The sequence below is a fragment of the Flavobacterium difficile genome, from assembly GCF_011392115.1.
Classification (GTDB): Bacteria; Bacteroidota; Bacteroidia; order Flavobacteriales; family Flavobacteriaceae; genus Flavobacterium; species Flavobacterium difficile.
Genome location: NZ_JAAJBT010000003.1, coordinates 78,819 through 96,924 on the forward strand (window position 1 = coordinate 78,819; position 18,106 = coordinate 96,924).

The 18,106-nt window shown below is 33.8% G+C and carries 21 protein-coding genes; 15 read left to right on the forward strand and 6 right to left on the reverse strand.

Annotation, left to right across the window (positions count from 1 at the left end; all coding sequences use genetic code 11):
- Nucleotides 1-36 precede the first annotated feature (36 nt).
- The 5 genes from G4D72_RS06385 to G4D72_RS06405 all read right to left on the reverse strand — a co-directional run bounded on the left by G4D72_RS06385 (nt 37) and on the right by G4D72_RS06405 (nt 6,926).
- A complete protein-coding gene (locus tag G4D72_RS06385) occupies nt 37-3,591 on the reverse strand; it encodes a T9SS type A sorting domain-containing protein (RefSeq protein ID WP_166076822.1) in 3,555 nt (1,184 codons plus the stop codon).
- Between the two features lie 40 nt (nt 3,592-3,631).
- Complete coding sequence (locus G4D72_RS06390; protein WP_235922465.1) at nt 3,632-4,564, reverse strand: methionyl-tRNA formyltransferase; 933 nt, start codon at nt 4,562-4,564, stop codon at nt 3,632-3,634.
- 3 nt (nt 4,565-4,567) lie between these two features.
- The gene (locus G4D72_RS06395) at nt 4,568-5,716 is read right to left on the reverse strand and encodes an ABC transporter substrate-binding protein (protein ID WP_166076823.1); all 1,149 of its coding nucleotides are present in this window, start codon (nt 5,714-5,716) and stop codon (nt 4,568-4,570) included.
- An 86-nt stretch (nt 5,717-5,802) separates the two neighbouring features.
- Nucleotides 5,803-6,357, reverse strand: a complete 555-nt coding sequence (locus G4D72_RS06400) for a phage tail protein (RefSeq protein ID WP_166076826.1) — start codon at nt 6,355-6,357, stop codon at nt 5,803-5,805.
- 23 nt (nt 6,358-6,380) lie between these two features.
- Entirely contained in the window at nt 6,381-6,926 is a 546-nt protein-coding gene (locus G4D72_RS06405; protein ID WP_166076827.1) for a phage tail protein, read from the reverse strand.
- Nucleotides 6,927-7,198: 272 nt separating this feature from the next.
- On the opposite strand from G4D72_RS06405, the gene G4D72_RS06410 reads away from it, so the two are divergent.
- The 12 genes from G4D72_RS06410 (at nt 7,199) to G4D72_RS06465 (ending at nt 14,115) form a co-directional block, all read left to right on the forward strand.
- On the forward strand, nt 7,199-7,345 hold the full coding sequence (locus G4D72_RS06410; protein WP_166076828.1) for a hypothetical protein: 147 nt from the start codon (nt 7,199-7,201) through the stop codon (nt 7,343-7,345).
- Nucleotides 7,346-7,669: a DUF6370 family protein gene (locus G4D72_RS06415; protein ID WP_166076829.1), complete on the forward strand. Its 324-nt coding sequence runs from the start codon at nt 7,346-7,348 to the stop codon at nt 7,667-7,669.
- Entirely contained in the window at nt 7,669-8,244 is a 576-nt protein-coding gene (locus tag G4D72_RS06420) for a Crp/Fnr family transcriptional regulator (protein WP_166076830.1), read from the forward strand. The genes G4D72_RS06415 and G4D72_RS06420 overlap by 1 nt, the downstream gene beginning before the upstream one ends.
- A gap of 312 nt (nt 8,245-8,556) precedes the next feature.
- Nucleotides 8,557-10,428 (forward strand): peptidase U32 family protein, encoded by a 1,872-nt coding sequence (locus G4D72_RS06425; protein ID WP_166076831.1) that lies wholly within the window; start codon nt 8,557-8,559, stop codon nt 10,426-10,428.
- Nucleotides 10,429-10,548: 120 nt separating this feature from the next.
- Nucleotides 10,549-11,265 (forward strand): pirin family protein, encoded by a 717-nt coding sequence (locus G4D72_RS06430; protein WP_166076832.1) that lies wholly within the window; start codon nt 10,549-10,551, stop codon nt 11,263-11,265.
- A 56-nt stretch (nt 11,266-11,321) separates the two neighbouring features.
- Complete coding sequence (locus G4D72_RS06435) at nt 11,322-11,606, forward strand: GNAT family N-acetyltransferase (protein WP_166076833.1); 285 nt, start codon at nt 11,322-11,324, stop codon at nt 11,604-11,606.
- A 54-nt stretch (nt 11,607-11,660) separates the two neighbouring features.
- A complete protein-coding gene (locus G4D72_RS06440; RefSeq protein WP_166076834.1) occupies nt 11,661-12,068 on the forward strand; it encodes an OsmC family protein in 408 nt (135 codons plus the stop codon).
- 2 nt (nt 12,069-12,070) lie between these two features.
- Entirely contained in the window at nt 12,071-12,298 is a 228-nt protein-coding gene (locus G4D72_RS06445; protein WP_166076835.1) for a (4Fe-4S)-binding protein, read from the forward strand.
- Entirely contained in the window at nt 12,298-12,705 is a 408-nt protein-coding gene (locus G4D72_RS06450) for an AtaL-like protein (protein ID WP_166076836.1), read from the forward strand. Before G4D72_RS06445 ends, G4D72_RS06450 begins: the two co-directional genes overlap by 1 nt.
- A gap of 2 nt (nt 12,706-12,707) precedes the next feature.
- On the forward strand, nt 12,708-12,917 hold the full coding sequence (locus tag G4D72_RS06455) for a hypothetical protein (RefSeq protein ID WP_166076837.1): 210 nt from the start codon (nt 12,708-12,710) through the stop codon (nt 12,915-12,917).
- 11 nt (nt 12,918-12,928) lie between these two features.
- Entirely contained in the window at nt 12,929-13,450 is a 522-nt protein-coding gene (locus G4D72_RS06460; RefSeq protein WP_166076838.1) for an NADPH-dependent FMN reductase, read from the forward strand.
- A 134-nt stretch (nt 13,451-13,584) separates the two neighbouring features.
- Nucleotides 13,585-14,115, forward strand: a complete 531-nt coding sequence (locus G4D72_RS06465) for a YceI family protein (RefSeq protein WP_166076839.1) — start codon at nt 13,585-13,587, stop codon at nt 14,113-14,115.
- 75 nt (nt 14,116-14,190) lie between these two features.
- Here G4D72_RS06465 and G4D72_RS06470 read toward each other — a convergent pair whose 3' ends face one another.
- A complete protein-coding gene (locus G4D72_RS06470; protein WP_166076840.1) occupies nt 14,191-15,819 on the reverse strand; it encodes a hypothetical protein in 1,629 nt (542 codons plus the stop codon).
- 108 nt (nt 15,820-15,927) lie between these two features.
- Here G4D72_RS06470 and fabD point away from each other — a divergent pair, with 108 nt between their 5' ends.
- The 3 genes from fabD (at nt 15,928) to G4D72_RS06485 (ending at nt 18,099) form a co-directional block, all read left to right on the forward strand.
- Entirely contained in the window at nt 15,928-16,800 is an 873-nt protein-coding gene (gene fabD / locus G4D72_RS06475; protein ID WP_166076841.1) for an ACP S-malonyltransferase, read from the forward strand.
- A gap of 149 nt (nt 16,801-16,949) precedes the next feature.
- On the forward strand, nt 16,950-17,738 hold the full coding sequence (locus G4D72_RS06480; protein WP_166076842.1) for a HipA family kinase: 789 nt from the start codon (nt 16,950-16,952) through the stop codon (nt 17,736-17,738).
- The gene (locus tag G4D72_RS06485) at nt 17,716-18,099 is read left to right on the forward strand and encodes a DUF3037 domain-containing protein (RefSeq protein ID WP_166076843.1); all 384 of its coding nucleotides are present in this window, start codon (nt 17,716-17,718) and stop codon (nt 18,097-18,099) included. Before G4D72_RS06480 ends, G4D72_RS06485 begins: the two co-directional genes overlap by 23 nt.
- Nucleotides 18,100-18,106: the final 7 nt, after the last annotated feature.

Below are 18,106 nucleotides of genomic sequence, written 5' to 3' on the forward strand. Positions count from 1 at the left end.
AATAATCTTTTTATTTGAAACTGTTTCTTTTTTTACTTATTGTTTTAAAATTTTTATTGTTTTTGATTTACCTTCAGCGGTTACTTTTATCATATAAGATCCAGATGGAAGCATGGCTAAATTTAACTCAATTTCCTTACTTGTAGATTTAGTAAATAATATTTGCTGACCTAACAGGTTATAAACCTCAACATCATCAATTAAATTTCCATTCTTTATGTATAATATATTTGATGTGGGATTAGGATAATACATGAAATTAGAAGCATCAAAACTAGTATTTCCTAAAGTTGTAACTGTCACACAAGTTGATGTAATAGAGCATCCTCCAATAGTAACTTCAACTTTGTAATCGCCCACAACAGTAGGGGTAAATGTTTGATTAGTTGCACCAGCAATAACAGTATTTGGACATTGGTACCATTGATACGTTGCACCAGTTTGATTAGCAGTAAGTATTCCAGCATTTTGAGAAACAGTTGCGTCTATAGCTGTTGGTTGTGTTATAGTAAAGTTACGAGTTGCAGTACAAGCGTTAGCATCTGTTACCGTTACAGTGTAAGTTCCAGCTGAAAGTCCAGTTGCAGTTGCCGCTGTTCCACCAGATGGCGACCAAGAATAAGTATATCCACCAGCTCCACCAGTAGGAGAAACAGAAGCTGAACCATTCGAACCACCATTACAAGAAACGTTAGTTAAAGCACCTGAAGCTAAAGAAATAGTTGTTGGTTGAGTAATAGTAAAGTTACGAGTTGCAGTACAACCATTCGCATCTGTTACCGTTACAGTATAAGTTCCAGCTGAAAGTCCAGTTGCAGTTGCCGCTGTTCCACCAGATGGCGACCAAGAATAAGTATATCCACCAGCTCCACCAGTAGGAGAAACTGAAGCTGAACCATTCGAACCACCATTACAAGAAACGTTAGTTAAAGCACCTGAAGCTAAAGAAATAGTTGTTGGTTGAGTAATAGTAAAGTTACGAGTTGCAGTACAACCATTCGCATCTGTCACGGTTACAGTATAAGTTCCAGCTGAAAGTCCAGTTGCAGTTGCCGCTGTTCCACCAGATGGCGACCAAGAATAAGTATATCCACCAGCACCACCAGTAGGAGAGACAGAAGCTGAACCATTCGAACCACCATTACAAGAAACGTTAGTCAAAGCACCTGAAGCTAAAGAAATAGCTGTTGGTTGTGTTACAGTTACATTAACAGTTCCAGTACATGCATTAGCATCTGTAATTGTTACAGAATAACTTCCAGCAGAAAGTCCTGTTCTGTCTTCTGTAGTGATTCCGCCAACCCAACTGAAAGTGTAGGGTGGAGTACCTCCAGTTGGAGTTAAATTGATTGCTCCGTTTGTTCCTCCGTTACAAGCTATATTGGTTACTGCTGTAGTTCCAGAAACAGCAGATGCAGGTTGCGTTACTGTAATTCCAGATACTGTCCCAGTACATCCATTAGCATCTGTAATTGTTACAGAATAAGTTCCAGCAGAAAGTCCTGTTCTGTCTTCCGTTGTGATCCCACCTCCCCAACTGAAAGTGTAGGGTGGAGTACCTCCAGTTGGAGTTAAGTTGATAGCACCATTAGAACCTCCAAAACAAGCAACATTTGTTACTACTGTAGTTCCAGAAACTGCTGACGCAGGTTGTGTTACAGTCACATTAACAGTTCCAGTACATCCATTTGCATCTGTAATTGTTACAGAATAAGTTCCAGCAGAAAGTCCTGTTCTATCTTCTGTAGTGATTCCGCCACCCCAGTTGAAAGTGTAGGGTGGAGTACCTCCAGTTGGAGTTAAGTTGATAGCACCATTAGTACCTCCAAAACAAAAAACATTTGTTACTGTTCTTGTTCCTGAAACTGCTGAAGCTGGTTGTGTTACAGTTACATTAATAGTTCCGGTACATCCATTAGCATCTGTAATTGTTACAGAATAACTTCCAGCAGAAAGTCCTGTTCTGTCTTCCGTTGTGATCCCACCTCCCCAATTGAAAGTGTAGGGTGGAGTACCTCCAGTTGGAGTTAAATTGATTGCTCCGTTTGTTCCTCCGTTACAAGCTATATTGGTTACTGCTGTAGTTCCAGAAACAGCAGATGCAGGTTGTGTAATGGTAAAGTTACGAGTTGTGAAACATCCATTAGCATCAGTTACAGTACACGTCCAAGTCCCTGCAGATAAACCGGTTACAATAGTTGTTCCATCACCATTTGGGTTTCCAGGTGTCCAGTTATAAGTATATCCACCGGCTCCTCCAGAGGCAGGATTTACTGAAGCAGCGCCATTTGTACCTCCATTACAAGAAACATTTGTTTGTGAATTTGGATTGAGAGAAAGTGACGTTGGTTGAGTAATCGTAAAGTTTCTTGTAATTTGACAACCTACATTATCTGTTATGGTTACTGTGTATAATCCTACACTTAAGCCAGTAATAGTAGCGCTTGTTGCGCCAGAGGGTGACCAAGAGTAAGTGTAAGGTCCAATTCCTCCACTAGGAGTTATAGCGATAGAACCATTATTGCTACCATTACAAGAAACATTCGTTACGATTTCTGTTGATGTGATATTTGATATAGTTAAAGTTGCTGAATTTGAGTTTGTAAAGCAAGATGCAACTCCGTTTATGGCTACTGCTCTGTATAAATAACCCGACATTCCTGCTGTTGCACCTGTAATTGTTAATGTATTACTGGTTGCACCAGAATATACCCCACCATTTGTAATGTCTGTAAAACCACTACCCGTATTCACTTGCCATTGATAGGTTGTTGCTCCGGATGCTGATGATGTGAAAGTTGTATTGGTTCCATTACAAATAGTTCTGTTTGGTGGGTTAGCTGTTATAGTTGGTGGTGTACAAGCTGCCACTTCAAATAATCTGAAATTATCAATTCCCCATTCTTCGTTATTTCCTTCTGAAAATACTCTAATTCTTAAATTCATTGTATTTCCTGTTCCTACAATGTTCTTTGTAAATTCTCCAAAAGTATTTGTCAATTGTATTCCATCACCACAACCATTATTATCTGTATCTTCAAACAAATATTTATCAACACCATTAGTAGCACTTCCTCTGTTATAAAATCTGATGATATTTACGAACGGTCCTCCATCAATACTGTATTCTACAATAATATAGTCGGTATTGGTTGTTGCAACGCCACTTATACAAGCAGTTTGGTTGTCCCATGGTTCATTTGTGCTTGCAGCTGCAATGAGTCCTCTAAAACTCAAATTACTTTTTCCAGCAATGTTAATTCCTGTCCAGTTAATATGTAATTCGTTTGCAGGGTTACTTGCAGGAAGCGCACCTTCTGCTCCACTAGCTGTAAAGCCTGTTCCTGTGCCATTGTGATCCTCACCTGCCCAAAAACTAGTACCTTGTCTTCCGGAAAATGGTACCACTTGATTAATGTTACTTCCGTCTGTCAATCTGAAATACGAGGTTGGTGTTCCACCGTTTTCTTCAGGAGTTCTGGTTCCGCTAGTGGGCGCTGTATCAAAAGTATCAGCCCAAAACTGAGTTTGCGTATGTCCTTTTATTGCAAAAAGAATAAGCAGTGTTAGTAATGTAATTTTTTGTTTCATTTTGTAAGTATTTAGTTAATATGCATATTCGTAATAGAGATTAATTAAAAATAATTCCAATTAATTTTTCTTTTGTTTTCCAATCTTTAATTTTAAGAATACCTTCATCGGAACATATAATTTCAATTTCTAATTGTTGATTATCTGCGCAAGCGACAATGATACTTTCTTCATTTATTTTTAAAATTTTTCCAGGAACAGAGTTGTCATGTGACATTGGTAAAACATTACTTTTTATAATTTTCAATTGTTCACCCATTAAAGTAGTATCTGCGCCAATATTCCATGGATTACAGGCGTTTACAAGAGCGTTTATTTCATTTGCACTCATTCTTTTCCATTTGATATAGGTGTCTGAATATTGGGGTTTTTCATAAAAATATGCTTTCTCTTCATCTTGTGGAATGCTTGGTATTTTACTTCCAAATTGAATCATATTTGCAACGTTTAATACAACATTTGACAATCTATGACTTAATTTAACTGTTAGTTTACCATAAGTATCTCCTTCTTCAATATTTATTGGGTCATTAAAAATAATATCACCTTCATCAAATTCAGCATTCATAAAATGTGCACAAATTGCTGTTTGAGATTCTTGATTTTTTAATACTTCAAAAATGGGCATTACACCCCTATATTGTGGCAATGGTGCTGGATGAAAATTGATGAACTTATGATTTCCATATGCAAGAATATCTTCTGGAATTAAAAAAGGAAAAGAAATAGAAAAAACATAGTCTGGTTGAATAGAAAAAATCCAATCTTTCATTTCGGACATGCTTTTTTTATTTGGAAAGGACTTAAAAGGCATCTTGTTTTCTTCTGTTTCCTTTTCAAGAGCATCTACGATTATGTCATTTCCTTTTCCTATGCCAATTGCATACAAGAATTTCTCATACGCTAACAATTGGATAGTTCTAAAAGCAAACTTTCCTCCACAAAGAATCAATATCTTTTTCTTATTTTCCATTTACTAAATACAAGTGTAACTATTAAACCAAGCTGAAGTTGAGTTTTCTAAAGGTAGATTGCACATTTCTTCAAATTCTTCTTTACTATTTTCTATTGAACTGTCTAGTTTTAATTCGCACATGCCATTTTTTTCGATAACTGAAACATTATATAATGTGGAAATAGAAGTATTTGTTTTAACGTCAAAATGAATTTTTCCTCTAGGGGTTTCAAATTTTAGAGATTGGAATTCTTTAGCTATATCACTAATTTTATTAGAGTGTTTTTTAGATAATGATATAATTTGTACAGCAAGTTGAGCACTTTCCCAACCTAATAAAGAAAAAAGGTTAGGTTTTTTTCCTAATGACTCAAGTTTTGTGACAAATGCTTTATTTCTTATATTATCTATTTTTTTCGACCAAGATGCAACGCCTTTTACAGAATTACTCGGATAAACAGCATTTTCAAGCATGGTTTCTTCTAAGCCAAATGGTGATAAGTATATAGGTAAATTCTCGTTATGAAATTCTTCTTGAATTCCTTTAAAATACCATTGTACAAAATCACCACTAAAAAGACTCAAAAGCGCACTTTTTGGATATTTATCTAAATAATTTTTTAAAGGAGAAATTGTAAAATCATCCTCTTTGTATCCTGTAACATGATTAAATTTGATTGTTCCACCTGAGTTTACAAAGTTTTCAGAAAGACTATATGTGTGTAAATATCCACCATCATAATATCCGCTAACCATTCCACCATTTAAAAAGCCATCAGTTGTAGCTTTTTTAGATGCAATCCATGCACCTAAAGCATTGTGTAATGACAGATAAAAAATATTCGGACAACTTGGCCATTCGGTAGGTAAGCTTGCGCCAGAATCTAAAACTAGTAACATTTTATTAGCTGCTAAAAACAAGGGTTTTAAGAGTTCAGCTGTTCTATGACTAATGTACGCTATTACTAAGTCTGCATTTTCTTCTAACAATAATTTTTCTGCAGCTCGGTAACATTGTTGTTTGTCTGCTCCGAAGCCGATATTTTCAGTTGTAATTTTAATGTCTTCGCGTTCTAATTCAAGTAAGCCATACTTAAGACCATCGAATAAATCAAATCCAATACTAGTGTAGAAAGTAGATCTAGGTAATAAAATTCCAATTGTATTCATGATTTTTTACTTAAATAGGTTAAAGCCAAATAAGATAAGTTGCTTTTTTCTCATTTGACTTTAAAATATATTACGATTTAATATTGTTAGTTTCTACTAGGAAAAATCCCTTCAGTTGCGATACAATAATTTAGTGACAAAAATGGATTTACCACACTAAAAGGAACATTAGAACCAGTCATTGCTGTTTGTCCTGATACAGCTACAGCACCATAATTTGATCCTGAAGTTGGAGTAGATGAATAAAAATCTCCTTGTGATTGTGTTAAATAGGCGCCATTTGGAAGTTCAGTATCTCCACCACCAGTTGCAACAGGAATGTTTACACTAATTCCTGTTGCTACATGAGCATGAGGTGGCATATTTGATGTTGCTAAAGTTACATTTGAAGTACCTCCACTTTCTCCTATACCATATGTCGGTAAACCTGGTCCAGTTCCTTGTCCTATAGGAATTCTACTTTGTAAATTCGGTAAGTTAAATGTAACCTGACCATCGCCTCCATAAGATGTTCCTATAAGTGAAAATAAGGCTGTGTTTTGTGCGATAGAATACGATTGTCCGTTACAAAAATCGTAACCAATTGGTGAGAAATTAAAACCAAAAATCTTGATTTCTCCAATGAAAGGTTCTGTTGACATTGTTTAGATGTATTAAATTTATATTAATTACGACTAGGAAAAATACCAGAAGTTGCAATGGAATAGTTAACTGCTAAATACGGGTTCATCACTGAAAATGAAGTTCCAGAGCCTGCTAATGCAGTTTGACCAGATACAGTTGAAGCTCCATAGTTTGCTCCTGGACTAAGTGAAGAGGAATAAAAATCTCCTTGTGATTGAGCTAAGTAAGCACCACTAGGTAAATCGGTATCACCACTATTGGTTGCTACAGGAATATTTACATTAATTCCTAAAGCTGAATGTGCATGTGCAGGCATGTTTGCTGTTGTTAAAGTTACATTCGGCGTACCTGCTTTTAATCCAATTGGTTGTCCACTTGAAGGGTTTTGACCCAAAGGCATTCTTCCTCTCAAATCAGGTAATGCAAATGTTGAAGATCCATTTCCACCATAAGCAACTCCTAAAAGCGAAAATAAGGCAGCATTAGAATTGATAGGTAATATTTGTCCAGCACATAATAGGTAGTTTTTCGGTGCCCAGTCGAAAGCTAAAATTTTAATCTCTCCGATAAATGGTTCTAATGACATAATTTTGAATTTAGTTAGTTAAAAAAATATTTGAAAATTATTGTAATGTTGTTGTTTAATTATGAAATAACAGTGGATTGTATTTGATAACTTTGTTGGTTTGTATAGAATTTATAGTTTTTAATGTTTTTTAAAATCAAATTGTATACTCAAAAATATTATTTACACCATTAGTTTTCGATTAAAATGTTACGAAACAGATATTTCTTGTCATAAAACTGTTATTTGAGTAAAAAAATAGTATTTTAGTACTTAAATTAATTCAAAGGGAAATGAAAAAAATAGTTCTGCTTGCTTGTGGTGCTTTATTCTTAGCATCTTGCGGTCCAAAAAGAATGGGTTGTGGTCCATACAGAAGATGTGAAGTGAAAATACCAACAAAAGTAAATTCTGAAATAAATAAAACTCAAGTTTCATAAATGCAAAAATTGTTTACCATTCTCGCTTTTCTGTTTTTTTGTACAACCTTTGCACAAGAAAATAAGAAAGAAAATAAAAAAATAGTTGAAGTCTCTTGCGGACAATGTAAGTTTGCCATGACTGATAAAAAAGGTTGTGATTTAGCAGTTAGAATCAACGGAAAGTCCTATTTTGTTGAAGGAACTTCCATAGATGATCATGGTGATGCGCATGCTGATGACGGATTTTGTTCCGCCATTCGAAAAGCAGAAGTAGTTGGCGAAATTAAAGACAACAAATTCGTGGTGACTTATTTTAAATTACTTCCAACTCCAACGAAGTAATGACTTCTATTCTCCAAAATATTTCAAAACATGTTTCTTTAACTTCCGATGAAGAAATTCTATTCTTGTCTAAAATTGAAATTAAAACTTATAAAACGAAAACTATTTTATTAAGTCCAGGTCAGATTGCCAATTGTACTTTTTTTGTAAATTCTGGAATTTTACGAAGTTTTACAATTAACGATAACATCATAGAACATGTTTTGCACTTCGCTTGTGAAGGCTGGTGGATTGGCGACATGTATAGTTATATTTCTCAAAAACCAGGACATCTTTTCATCGAAGTTTTAGAAGAGGCAGAATTAGCAATCATATCCAAAGAAAATCAACAACAATTATATCTTCAAATTCCAAAACTAGAGCGTTTTTTCCGAATCTTAGCCGAAAATTCATTAGTCGCACATCAAGAACGATTAATGGATAATTTAAGCTTAACCGCGGAAGAACGTTTCGAAAAATTTTGTACCAAATATCCCACTTTAATTCAAAAGGTTTCTCAAAAAAATATCGCCTCTTATATTGGTGTCACACCCGAATTTTTCAGCAAAATGAAAAGTAAAATGTTGAAAAAATAACTTTCTGATCAATAAATTTTTCAATGGTATTTGTTTTTGATTCGATTTATTAGGAATTTTCGATGAAGATAAATTTAAGCGTAACGATTTTTAAAAATTCCAGAATTCGTGGTTAAAAAATCTGTAATTCATAAAAAATTGAGTCAGAATTAGAAATCTTGGATTTTTTATAAGAACTTTGCATACTTTTTTCGGTAATTTCTGAAGAATTAAAGTTTTAAAAATCACCATAAAAACTTGTTTGTGATAGCAAACACCTTAAGTAAAAGTGATTCTATATATAACCGCTTCAAAATAAAATGCATATATAAAATGAAGAAGAAGATTGAAATTTTAGCTCCGGCAAAAGATTTAATACAAGGAATTGCAGCTATTAATGCAGGTGCGGATGCCGTTTATATTGGTGCGCCTTTATATGGAGCAAGATCAAATGCTACAAATTCTATTGAAGATGTGGCCGAATTGGTAAAATATGCGCATTTGTTTAACGCTCAAGTATTTGTAGTTATCAATACCATTTTGTATGATAATGAATTAGAATCGTGTCGTCAAATGATTTGGAAATTGTATCATATCAATGTGGATGCTTTAATCATACAAGATATGGCGATTATGGAAATGGAATTGCCTCCAATTGTTCTTCATGCAAGTACACAAGCGAATAATCGTGATGCGGATAAAATTAAATTTTTAGCCGATGCCGGAATGAAACGTGTGGTGTTAGCACGTGAATTAAATTTGCATCAAATTAAAGAAATTAGTGAAGCAACTGACGTTGAACTAGAATTTTTCGTAACTGGTGCGCTTTGTGTTTCGTTTAGCGGAAATTGTTACATGAGTGTGGCGAATGGTGAACGTTCAGCCAACCGAGGTTCATGTGCTCAAAATTGTCGTTTGCCTTATAATTTAATTGATGGAAACGGCGATACCTTAATCAAAAATAGTCACTTGCTTTCTATCAAAGATTTTGATGTTTCTAATCAAATTCCAAATTTAGTAGAGGCGGGTATTTCTTCTTTTAAAATTGAAGGACGTTTAAAAGATATCGTCTACGTGAAAAATAACGTGTCGTATTTACGTCAGAAATTAGATGCTTTCTTAGCTGAAAATCCTGAAAAATATACTAAAGCTTCTTCAGGAAAATGTACTTATATTTTCGACCCTTCTTTAGACAGAAGTTTTAATCGTGGCTATACCGATTATTTCGTTAACGAAAGACATCAAGCGATTGGTTCTTGGGAAAGTCCAAAATCTAAAGGACAATATATTGGAAAATTAATCCGAACTGTTGGAAATTCTTATGAAATTGAAAACGGTCAGTACTTAAACAACGGTGACGGTTTGTGTTTCATCAACGAAAATAATGAAGCGGAAGGAATTTACGTAAATAAAGTTGAAAACGGAATCGTATATCCTAACGTATTGAAAGAAATCAAAGAAGGTACTTTCATATACAGAAATAACGATGCCGCTTTCATTAAAATTGTAGAAAGAGAAGACAGTGCGGTTCGAAAAATTAGTTCGACTTTAGTATTGAAAGAAAACGAAACGGGTTTCGAATTAATCGCAACGGATGAAGATGGAAATGTAAGTGTAGCGAAATTAGTACATCCAAAAGAACTTACTAAAAATAACGAATCTATAGCAGAAAACTTCAAAATTAATTTAGCAAAAACGGGTTTTACACCTTATACTGCTGATGAAATTACGATTGAGTTTTCTCAAAATTGGTTTTTACCTATTTCAAAAATTAACGAATTGCGTAGAACAGTTTACGAACAATTATCAGAAATTCGTTTGCAAAATTATGTTCGAAAAGAGCATCAAATGGTAAAAACATCACATCCTTATCCGGAAACAAAACTGGATTTTATGTACAATGTAGCCAATAAACAAGCGCGTAAATTCTATGAACGTCATGGTGTAACTGAAATTGAAAAGGCTTTCGAATTGCAATGGGATCCAGGAAAATCACGTGTAATGACAACAAAATATTGCATCAAATACGAATTAGAACGTTGTCCGAAATACCATCGTGAAAATATGGACAAAAAACTAAAAGAACCTTTGGTGCTAAAACAAGGTGAATTAGAATACAAACTAAAATTCAATTGTAAACCTTGCGAAATGGAAATTTGGGAAAAAGATGCCGAATTTGAAATCGAAGAAGATCACATTCATTAACTATTAAAACCGATGCTTTGCTAAAAAGGCATCGGTTTTTTGTTTCTTAATCTACATTAAGAGGTTTTTACTAATGGCATTTGTAAATTTGTATTCTAATAATTACTAAATTTATACAATATGAGCAATATAGTTTTACACAAAGCGAATACTAGAGGTCATGCCAATCACGGTTGGTTAAACGCTTACCATAGTTTCAGTTTTGCAAGTTGGTACAATCCAGAAAGAGTGCAATTCGGAACTTTAAGAGTTTTAAACGATGATACTGTTGCAGCAGGAATGGGTTTCGGAACGCATCCACACGATAATATGGAAATTATCACAATTCCTTTGGAAGGTGATTTGGCACATAAAGACAGTATGGGAAATGCTGCAACAATTAAAACTGGTGATGTACAAGTAATGAGCGCTGGAACCGGAATTCAACATAGTGAATTCAATCCAAATGCTGATCAACACACTAAATTATTTCAAATTTGGTTGTTTCCTAGAGTGAGAAACGTGGAACCTCGTTACCAACAAATTACTTTGGATGCCTCTTTACAAAAAAACGATTTCGCACAAATTTTATCACCTAATCCAGATGATGCTGGAGTTTGGATCCATCAAGATGCTTGGTTTTATTTAAGTGATTTCGATAAAGATGTTACAAAAAAATTAGCTTTGAAAAGAACAGGAAATGGCTTTTATATCATGAACATTGAAGGTAACATTGAAGTAGCTGGAGAACAACTAGAAACAAGAGATGCCATCGGAATTTGGGATGCTAATGAAATTGAAATTAAAGCGAATTCTAAGGCTAAGTTTTTAGTAATGGAAATTCCAATGGAGCACTAATTAGTGAATGGTTACGGTTTTCAGTCGCAGTTTTCAGTCGCAGTAAAAAATAAATTATGATCGAAGAAGTTCAATTAAAAATCAATGATAAAAACGGTGCTTTTTTCATTGAAGTAGATGGGAAACAACAAGCTTTAATGACATTTGTTTTTGCTGGTGATGATAAAATAATTATTGACCATACGGAAGTCAATTCAGGAAATAACGGAAAAGGTTTTGGTAAAGCAATGGTGGCTAAAGCGGTTGAATTCGCTAGAGAAAAAGGTATTAAAATTATTCCACTTTGTCCGTTTGCGAAAAGTGTTTTCGATAAAACTCCAGAATTTAGAGACGTTTTGTAATTAAGATTATCCTGCAAGGTTTTCAAAATCTTGCAGGTATTTATATAAAAAATCATGACAAATCTTTTAGAAAATAACATAACAGGAACAATCGGTGTACAGAAATATTTGTGTTCCATTTCTTGGCGCAACGGAACTTTTGTAATGGATGAACCAGAAAGTATTGAAGGAAAAGACTTGGGTCCGGATCCGTATACTACACTTTTGGCTTCTTTGGCAGGTTGTACGTTGTCGACTTTACGAATGTATATCGATAGAAAAGGTTGGGATATTCCTGAAATACATATTTCGCTAAACATGTCTCAAGAAAATAATCCAGATTTAACAACTACTATTTCAAGAGCAATTACTTTTTCAAATGATATTGATGAAGCTATCAAAAACAGGTTATTAGTTATTGCAGAAAAATGTCCTGTTTCTAAAATGCTTAAAAACAACATTTTAATCAACACAACTATTTAAGTATGGATCCAAAAAACGTAAAAAAAGAATATACAAATGGTGAAGTTACCATTGTATGGCAATCAGGAAAGTGTACACATTCTGGAAATTGCGTAAGAAATACTCCAGATGTATTTAAACCCAAAGAACAACCTTGGATACATCCAGAAAATGCAACCACTGAAAAAATTATGGAAACCATAGATAAATGTCCATCTGGAGCTTTATCTTATTATTTGAATTCGAAATAATGGTTCAATTTACTACGCAAGTAAACGCTTCATTAGAGAAAGTTTGGCAACATTTAATTTTTAAAATTGAAAAACCAGAAAACTTTGTTCCGGGTGTAAGTGATGTGTTTATTTTGGAGAAAAATGAGAATTTCGTAACCAGAAAAATGACCATAACTACTCCAGAAACCGTGACAACTTTGGTGGAGAAAATTACTTTCATTCCATACAAAGTTAGGTTTTTACTAGTTGAACATCCAAAATTTGAAGGTTATGTGGATAACGATATTCAATTTATTTCGGAAAATGAAACAGAAATGACTTTTACCATAAATTGGAAAGATAAAGCCACTCAGACTGAAATGAATAATCAAGAAATGGTAAAAAATGCCGTTTTGAAAACAAAAAAATATATAGAAGAAAATTAAGTATGCAACCACCAAAATGGAAATTTGCCTTGATGGTTTGGATAGCCATTTATCCAAGTATCACATTAGTGCAATTATTAATCGGAAACCAATTATTAAGTTTACCTTTACCCATACGTACATTAATTATGACAGGAATTTTAGTTCCGTTAATGGTGTATGTTTTACTTCCTTTTTTAAGGAAAATATTAGGAAACTGGTTAAATAAATAAACAAAAAAGAAATGAGAAAAATAATTGCTTTCGGAGCCTCGTCAAGTAAAACTTCAATTAATAAACAGTTGGCCACTTTTGCGGCGAATCAATTCGAAAATGCTTCTGTTGAGGTTTTAGATTTAAATGCATACGAAATGCCTATTTATTCGGTAGACAAAGAAAATGAAAACGGTATTCCTAAATTGGCTACCGATTTTTATGCAAAATTAGGAAGCGCAGATGTAATTGTAATTTCCTTTGCAGAACATAACGGTGCTTATGCTGCAGCTTTTAAAAACATTCTCGACTGGACGTCAAGAATAAATGCCAAAACGTTCCAAGAAAAAGAGCTGCTTTTATTGGCGACTTCACCTGGACCTCGTGGTGGAAGTACAGTTTTAGATAGTGCTGCTAAAAGATTTCCGTTTCAAGGCGGTGTCGTAAAAGGTGTTTTTTCATTACCCAATTTCAACGATAATTTCAATGCAGAAAAAGGCATTACAAATGAAGATTTGAAAAAAGAATTAGCAGAAATTATAAAAAGTATTTAGTACTTAAAAAGTAAAGGGAAGTTTTAATTAAGAAACTTCCCTTTTTTATTTCTTAATCTAGGTTAAGTGTTCCTTCTTTTTAGACGAAGTATCTTTGAACTATCAAATTAATACTAATAAAAAAAAATAAAAGTATGGCAACAACTACATGGGCAATAGACCCAACACACTCAGAAATTGGTTTTAAAGTAAAACACATGATGTTTACAAATGTTTCTGGTTCTTTTGGAACATATGATGCAACTATTTCAACAGAAGAAGATGATTTTTCAACTGCAGCTATTGAGTTTTCTGCAAATATCGATTCCATAAACACCAAAAACGCAGACAGAGATGCACATTTAAAAAGTGCCGACTTCTTTGACGCAGAAAATCATCCAAAGTTAACTTTCGTTGCTTCATCTGTTACAAAAATAGATGAGGAAAATTACGAAATTGCAGGTGATTTAAGTTTACACGGAGTTACAAAACCTGTGACTTTAAAATCTGAATTTAGTGGTGCCATGAAAGATCCATGGGGAAATACCAAAGTAGGATTAAATATCGAAGGGAAAATTAACCGTAAAGATTGGGGTTTAAATTGGAATTCTGCTTTAGAAACAGGTGGTGTTTTAGTAAGTGAAGAAGTGAAATTAAACATCGAATTACAACTTGTAAAACAATAAATAAGTTCTATTTGAAATAAAAAAAACCTGAATTCATTTCGAGTTCAGGTTTTTTTGTTTAGTGTTTTTTAATGCTTATTTCTTTAAACTTATATTTTCAAATGAGGAAACATCAATGGTTTCTTCATTTTCTTCATCATAAGAAATTTTGATTACATCGCCCACAGCCGTTAACGGCAATTGATTCGAAATTTGAGACGATCCTACAAAAATAGTAGCATTGTCTTTTAACATGAAATAATAAAAACTATTCCCGTTTTTCACATCATTTTGAATTCTTATCACAACCGCTTCTGTTACTTTTTTTGTGGATTTACTATCTACATTAATTTTATTTCCAGAAGAATTAAAAGCAGTTTTATAAGCTGTAAGCGCTTCACGCATAGTATTTCCTGTTCCAACAATGGTATAATCTGCAATAGAAACCATCGCATACATTTTTACCAAACCACCATTGTCTTTTAAGGTCATCACGTAAGTTGGAATGTTATTAATGTTATACGGAATAGGCAACGATGCTGCAAAACCTTTTTCTTGAACTTTACCTTGTGCCGAACTTTGTGCTGCATATTCTGTTGCACCACTTTGTTTGTAAAAAGTAGTTTCTTTTGTTCTAGTATCTACTAACACAAATCCAACTGCCGATTCGTCTTTTCCAACAGAAGTAATTCCAGTATACCAATACGATTTGTTGTCTTTTCCGTAAACTAATGTCAAATCTTCTGTAATTTGAAGTTTGTTTTCGTTAGAGAAATTCCAATAGCCTTTTACATATTCACCCCAATCGTTCAACTGATCTTTAATGAATGAAATCGGTTGAATTCGATCTACCCAAGTTGGTGTGTTTTTAATATTGTATTCTTTAATAGCGCCATTTTGTGCATTTACCACTACTACACCTGTTGCATCATTTCCAGAAAAACCAATTTTTTTCTTATATTTTGTAACAACCCAATACGGTACACCAGCATCATCAATTTCAAATGAAAAATCCGTTAAACCTACAGTGTTGTAGCCGTTAAAATATAGATAACGGTGTAAGTTACTCCCAAAATAGGCTTCTCTTTGGTATTTTAATAAAATTGGTTTTCCGTTGACTTCCTGAACCAATTTTACATCACGTTCATTGGTTGCAGAAACCATTACATATCCAGTTGTTCCTTGTTTGTTATTTAGCCATTTGAAAAAACCAGAATGTTCTAAAGGAGCCACCCAAAATAATTTGCCATTGACTTTCTGAATGAAAAATTCGCCTAAATGTGCTTGGCTTCCCAATGCGGGTTGCGAACCTAATATTTTTTCACCCAATAAATACGCTAAACTTTCATCTACCACTCGAATTTCATTCATAGAAATTGGCGCAATTTGATTGGTAATTTTATCACCATCTTTTACTTTTCCAATTAAGTTTCTGTAATCCTGATTTCTAAAAATTGGACTCGATGTAATAAAAGGTAATACAAATGCATACAAAACAGCAATTCCGACTAATACAGCAGGAAGTTTCCAAAACACAGTTATTGGTTTGTAACTTTTTCCATCAGAGGATATGGTGAATTTTGAAAAAGAGAAAAATAATAAAGCCGCTATTATAAAAAGCAGTATGGTAATTCCAGCAAAACCATAACTAAGTACTGGTAATGTTACATAAAAATAAATAACACTTATAAAAAGCACAAAGACAATTGGTAAAATTTTTTTCATTTTGAAAGGTTTTAGTTTTAAATATTAGTCATTTATTTGATAAGATTGTTACAAAATAAGTATTTTTGTTTTTCAAAACTTGAAACATTAAACTCGAAACAAAATACTATGAAAGCATACGTTTTTCCTGGACAAGGCGCTCAATTTACCGGAATGGGTAAAGATTTATATGAAAATTCGGAATTAGCCAAAGAATTATTCGAAAAAGCAAACGAAATATTAGGGTTCCGAATTACAGATATTATGTTCGAAGGAACAGCTGAAGAATTAAAAGAAACAAAAGTAACGCAACCAGCTGTTTTTTTACATTCTGTAATTTTAGCCAAAACTTTAGACAATTTTAAACCAGAAATGGTAGCCGGACATTCCTTAGGAGAATTTTCTGCTTTAGTTGCTAATGGAGCTTTATCTTTTGAAGACGGTTTAAAATTAGTTTCTCAACGTGCTTTAGCGATGCAAAAAGCTTGTGAAATTACACCTTCAACTATGGCTGCCGTTTTAAATTTAGACGATAAAATTGTAGAAGATATTTGTGCTTCTATTGATGGAGTAGTAGTAGCAGCGAATTACAACTGTCCCGGACAATTAGTAATTTCTGGTGAATACAAAGCGGTAGAAGTTGCTTGCGAAAAAATGAAAGAAGCAGGTGCGAAAAGAGCGTTAATTTTACCAGTTGGTGGCGCATTTCACTCACCAATGATGGAACCCGCTCGTGAAGAATTAGCTGCTGCAATTGAAGCTACAACTTTTTCACAACCAATTTGCCCAGTATATCAAAATGTAACGGCAAGTGCAGTTTCGGATGCGAATGAAATCAAGAAAAACTTAATCATTCAATTAACCGCTCCAGTAAAATGGACACAATCGGTAAATCAAATGATTGCAGATGGTGCATCAAGTTTTACAGAAGTTGGACCAGGAAAAGTTTTGGTTGGTTTGGTAAATAAAATCAATAAAGAAGTAGCAACGATTTCGGCATAAATTTAGTTTTCAGTCTCAGTTTTCAGTTTACATTGAAATGACTAGCGATTGAGAGTTATGTACTTCACAGTTCAAATGAAAAGAAACAAAAAAACTCTGATAATTATCGGAGTTTTTTTTTGCTATCTTTGGTAAAAGATTCTCATAACATGAATTTAGATTTACGAACGGTAAACGTTACCCGATATATTACACCACTGCGAGAAGGCGGCTCTTTACCCGCTTTGGCTGAGGCTGATGACGATTTTAAATATGTATTGAAATTTCGCGGTGCAGGACATGGTGTAAAAGCTTTGATTTCCGAATTTTTAGGCGGACAAATTGCCAAATATTTAGGTTTGCCGATTCCTGAATTGGTTTTTGCGAATTTAGATGAAGCTTTTGGAAGAACAGAAGGCGATGAAGAAATTCAGGATTTATTAAAGTTTAGTCAAGGTTTAAATTTAGGCTTACATTATTTGTCAGGTTCGATAACTTATGATGCTGCGGCGAATGATTGCGAACCAATGTTGGCATCCAAAATAGTTTGGTTTGATGCTTTTATTACAAACGTCGACAGAACTTTTAAAAACACCAATTTATTAATTTGGAAGAAAGAATTATGGCTAATTGATAATGGCGCTTCTTTCTATTTTCATCATTCTTGGACCAATTGGGAAAAAAGTGCGGTGACTCCTTTTTCATTAATAAAAGATCACGTTTTATTACCAAAAGCTAGTTTATTGCAAGAAGCGCATCAAGAATTTACATCTAAATTAAACGATACGATTTTGAGAGAAATTGTCAATAAAATTCCTGAAGATTGGTTACTTTGGGACGATGGTTCAATAACTCCAGAAGAAATTAAAGCAGTTTATGCTCAATTTTTATCGATTCGATTAGCCCACTCAGAACTATTTTTAAAAGAAGCGCAAGATGCACGAAAAACACTTATATGATTATGCTGTACTTCGTGTCGTACCAAAGGTGGAGCGCGAAGAATTTGTCAATGTAGGTTTGATGCTTTTATGCAAGCGTCAGAAATATTTACGAATTAACTATCAAATTCCTACTGAAAAAATCACGGCTTTTTGTCCAGAATTTGATCTCGAACAATTGCAATGTAACTTAGCTTCTTTTGTGAAGATTTGTGAAGGAAAAGCAGAAGGCGGACCCATCGCTACTTTCGAAATTGAAGAACGTTTTAGATGGTTAACAGCTGTAAAAAGCTCAAGTATTCAAACGTCTCGACCGCATTCTGGATTCAGTTCCGATTTGGATGAAACGTTTGAAAAATTATATGCAGAATTAGTTTTATAAATACATA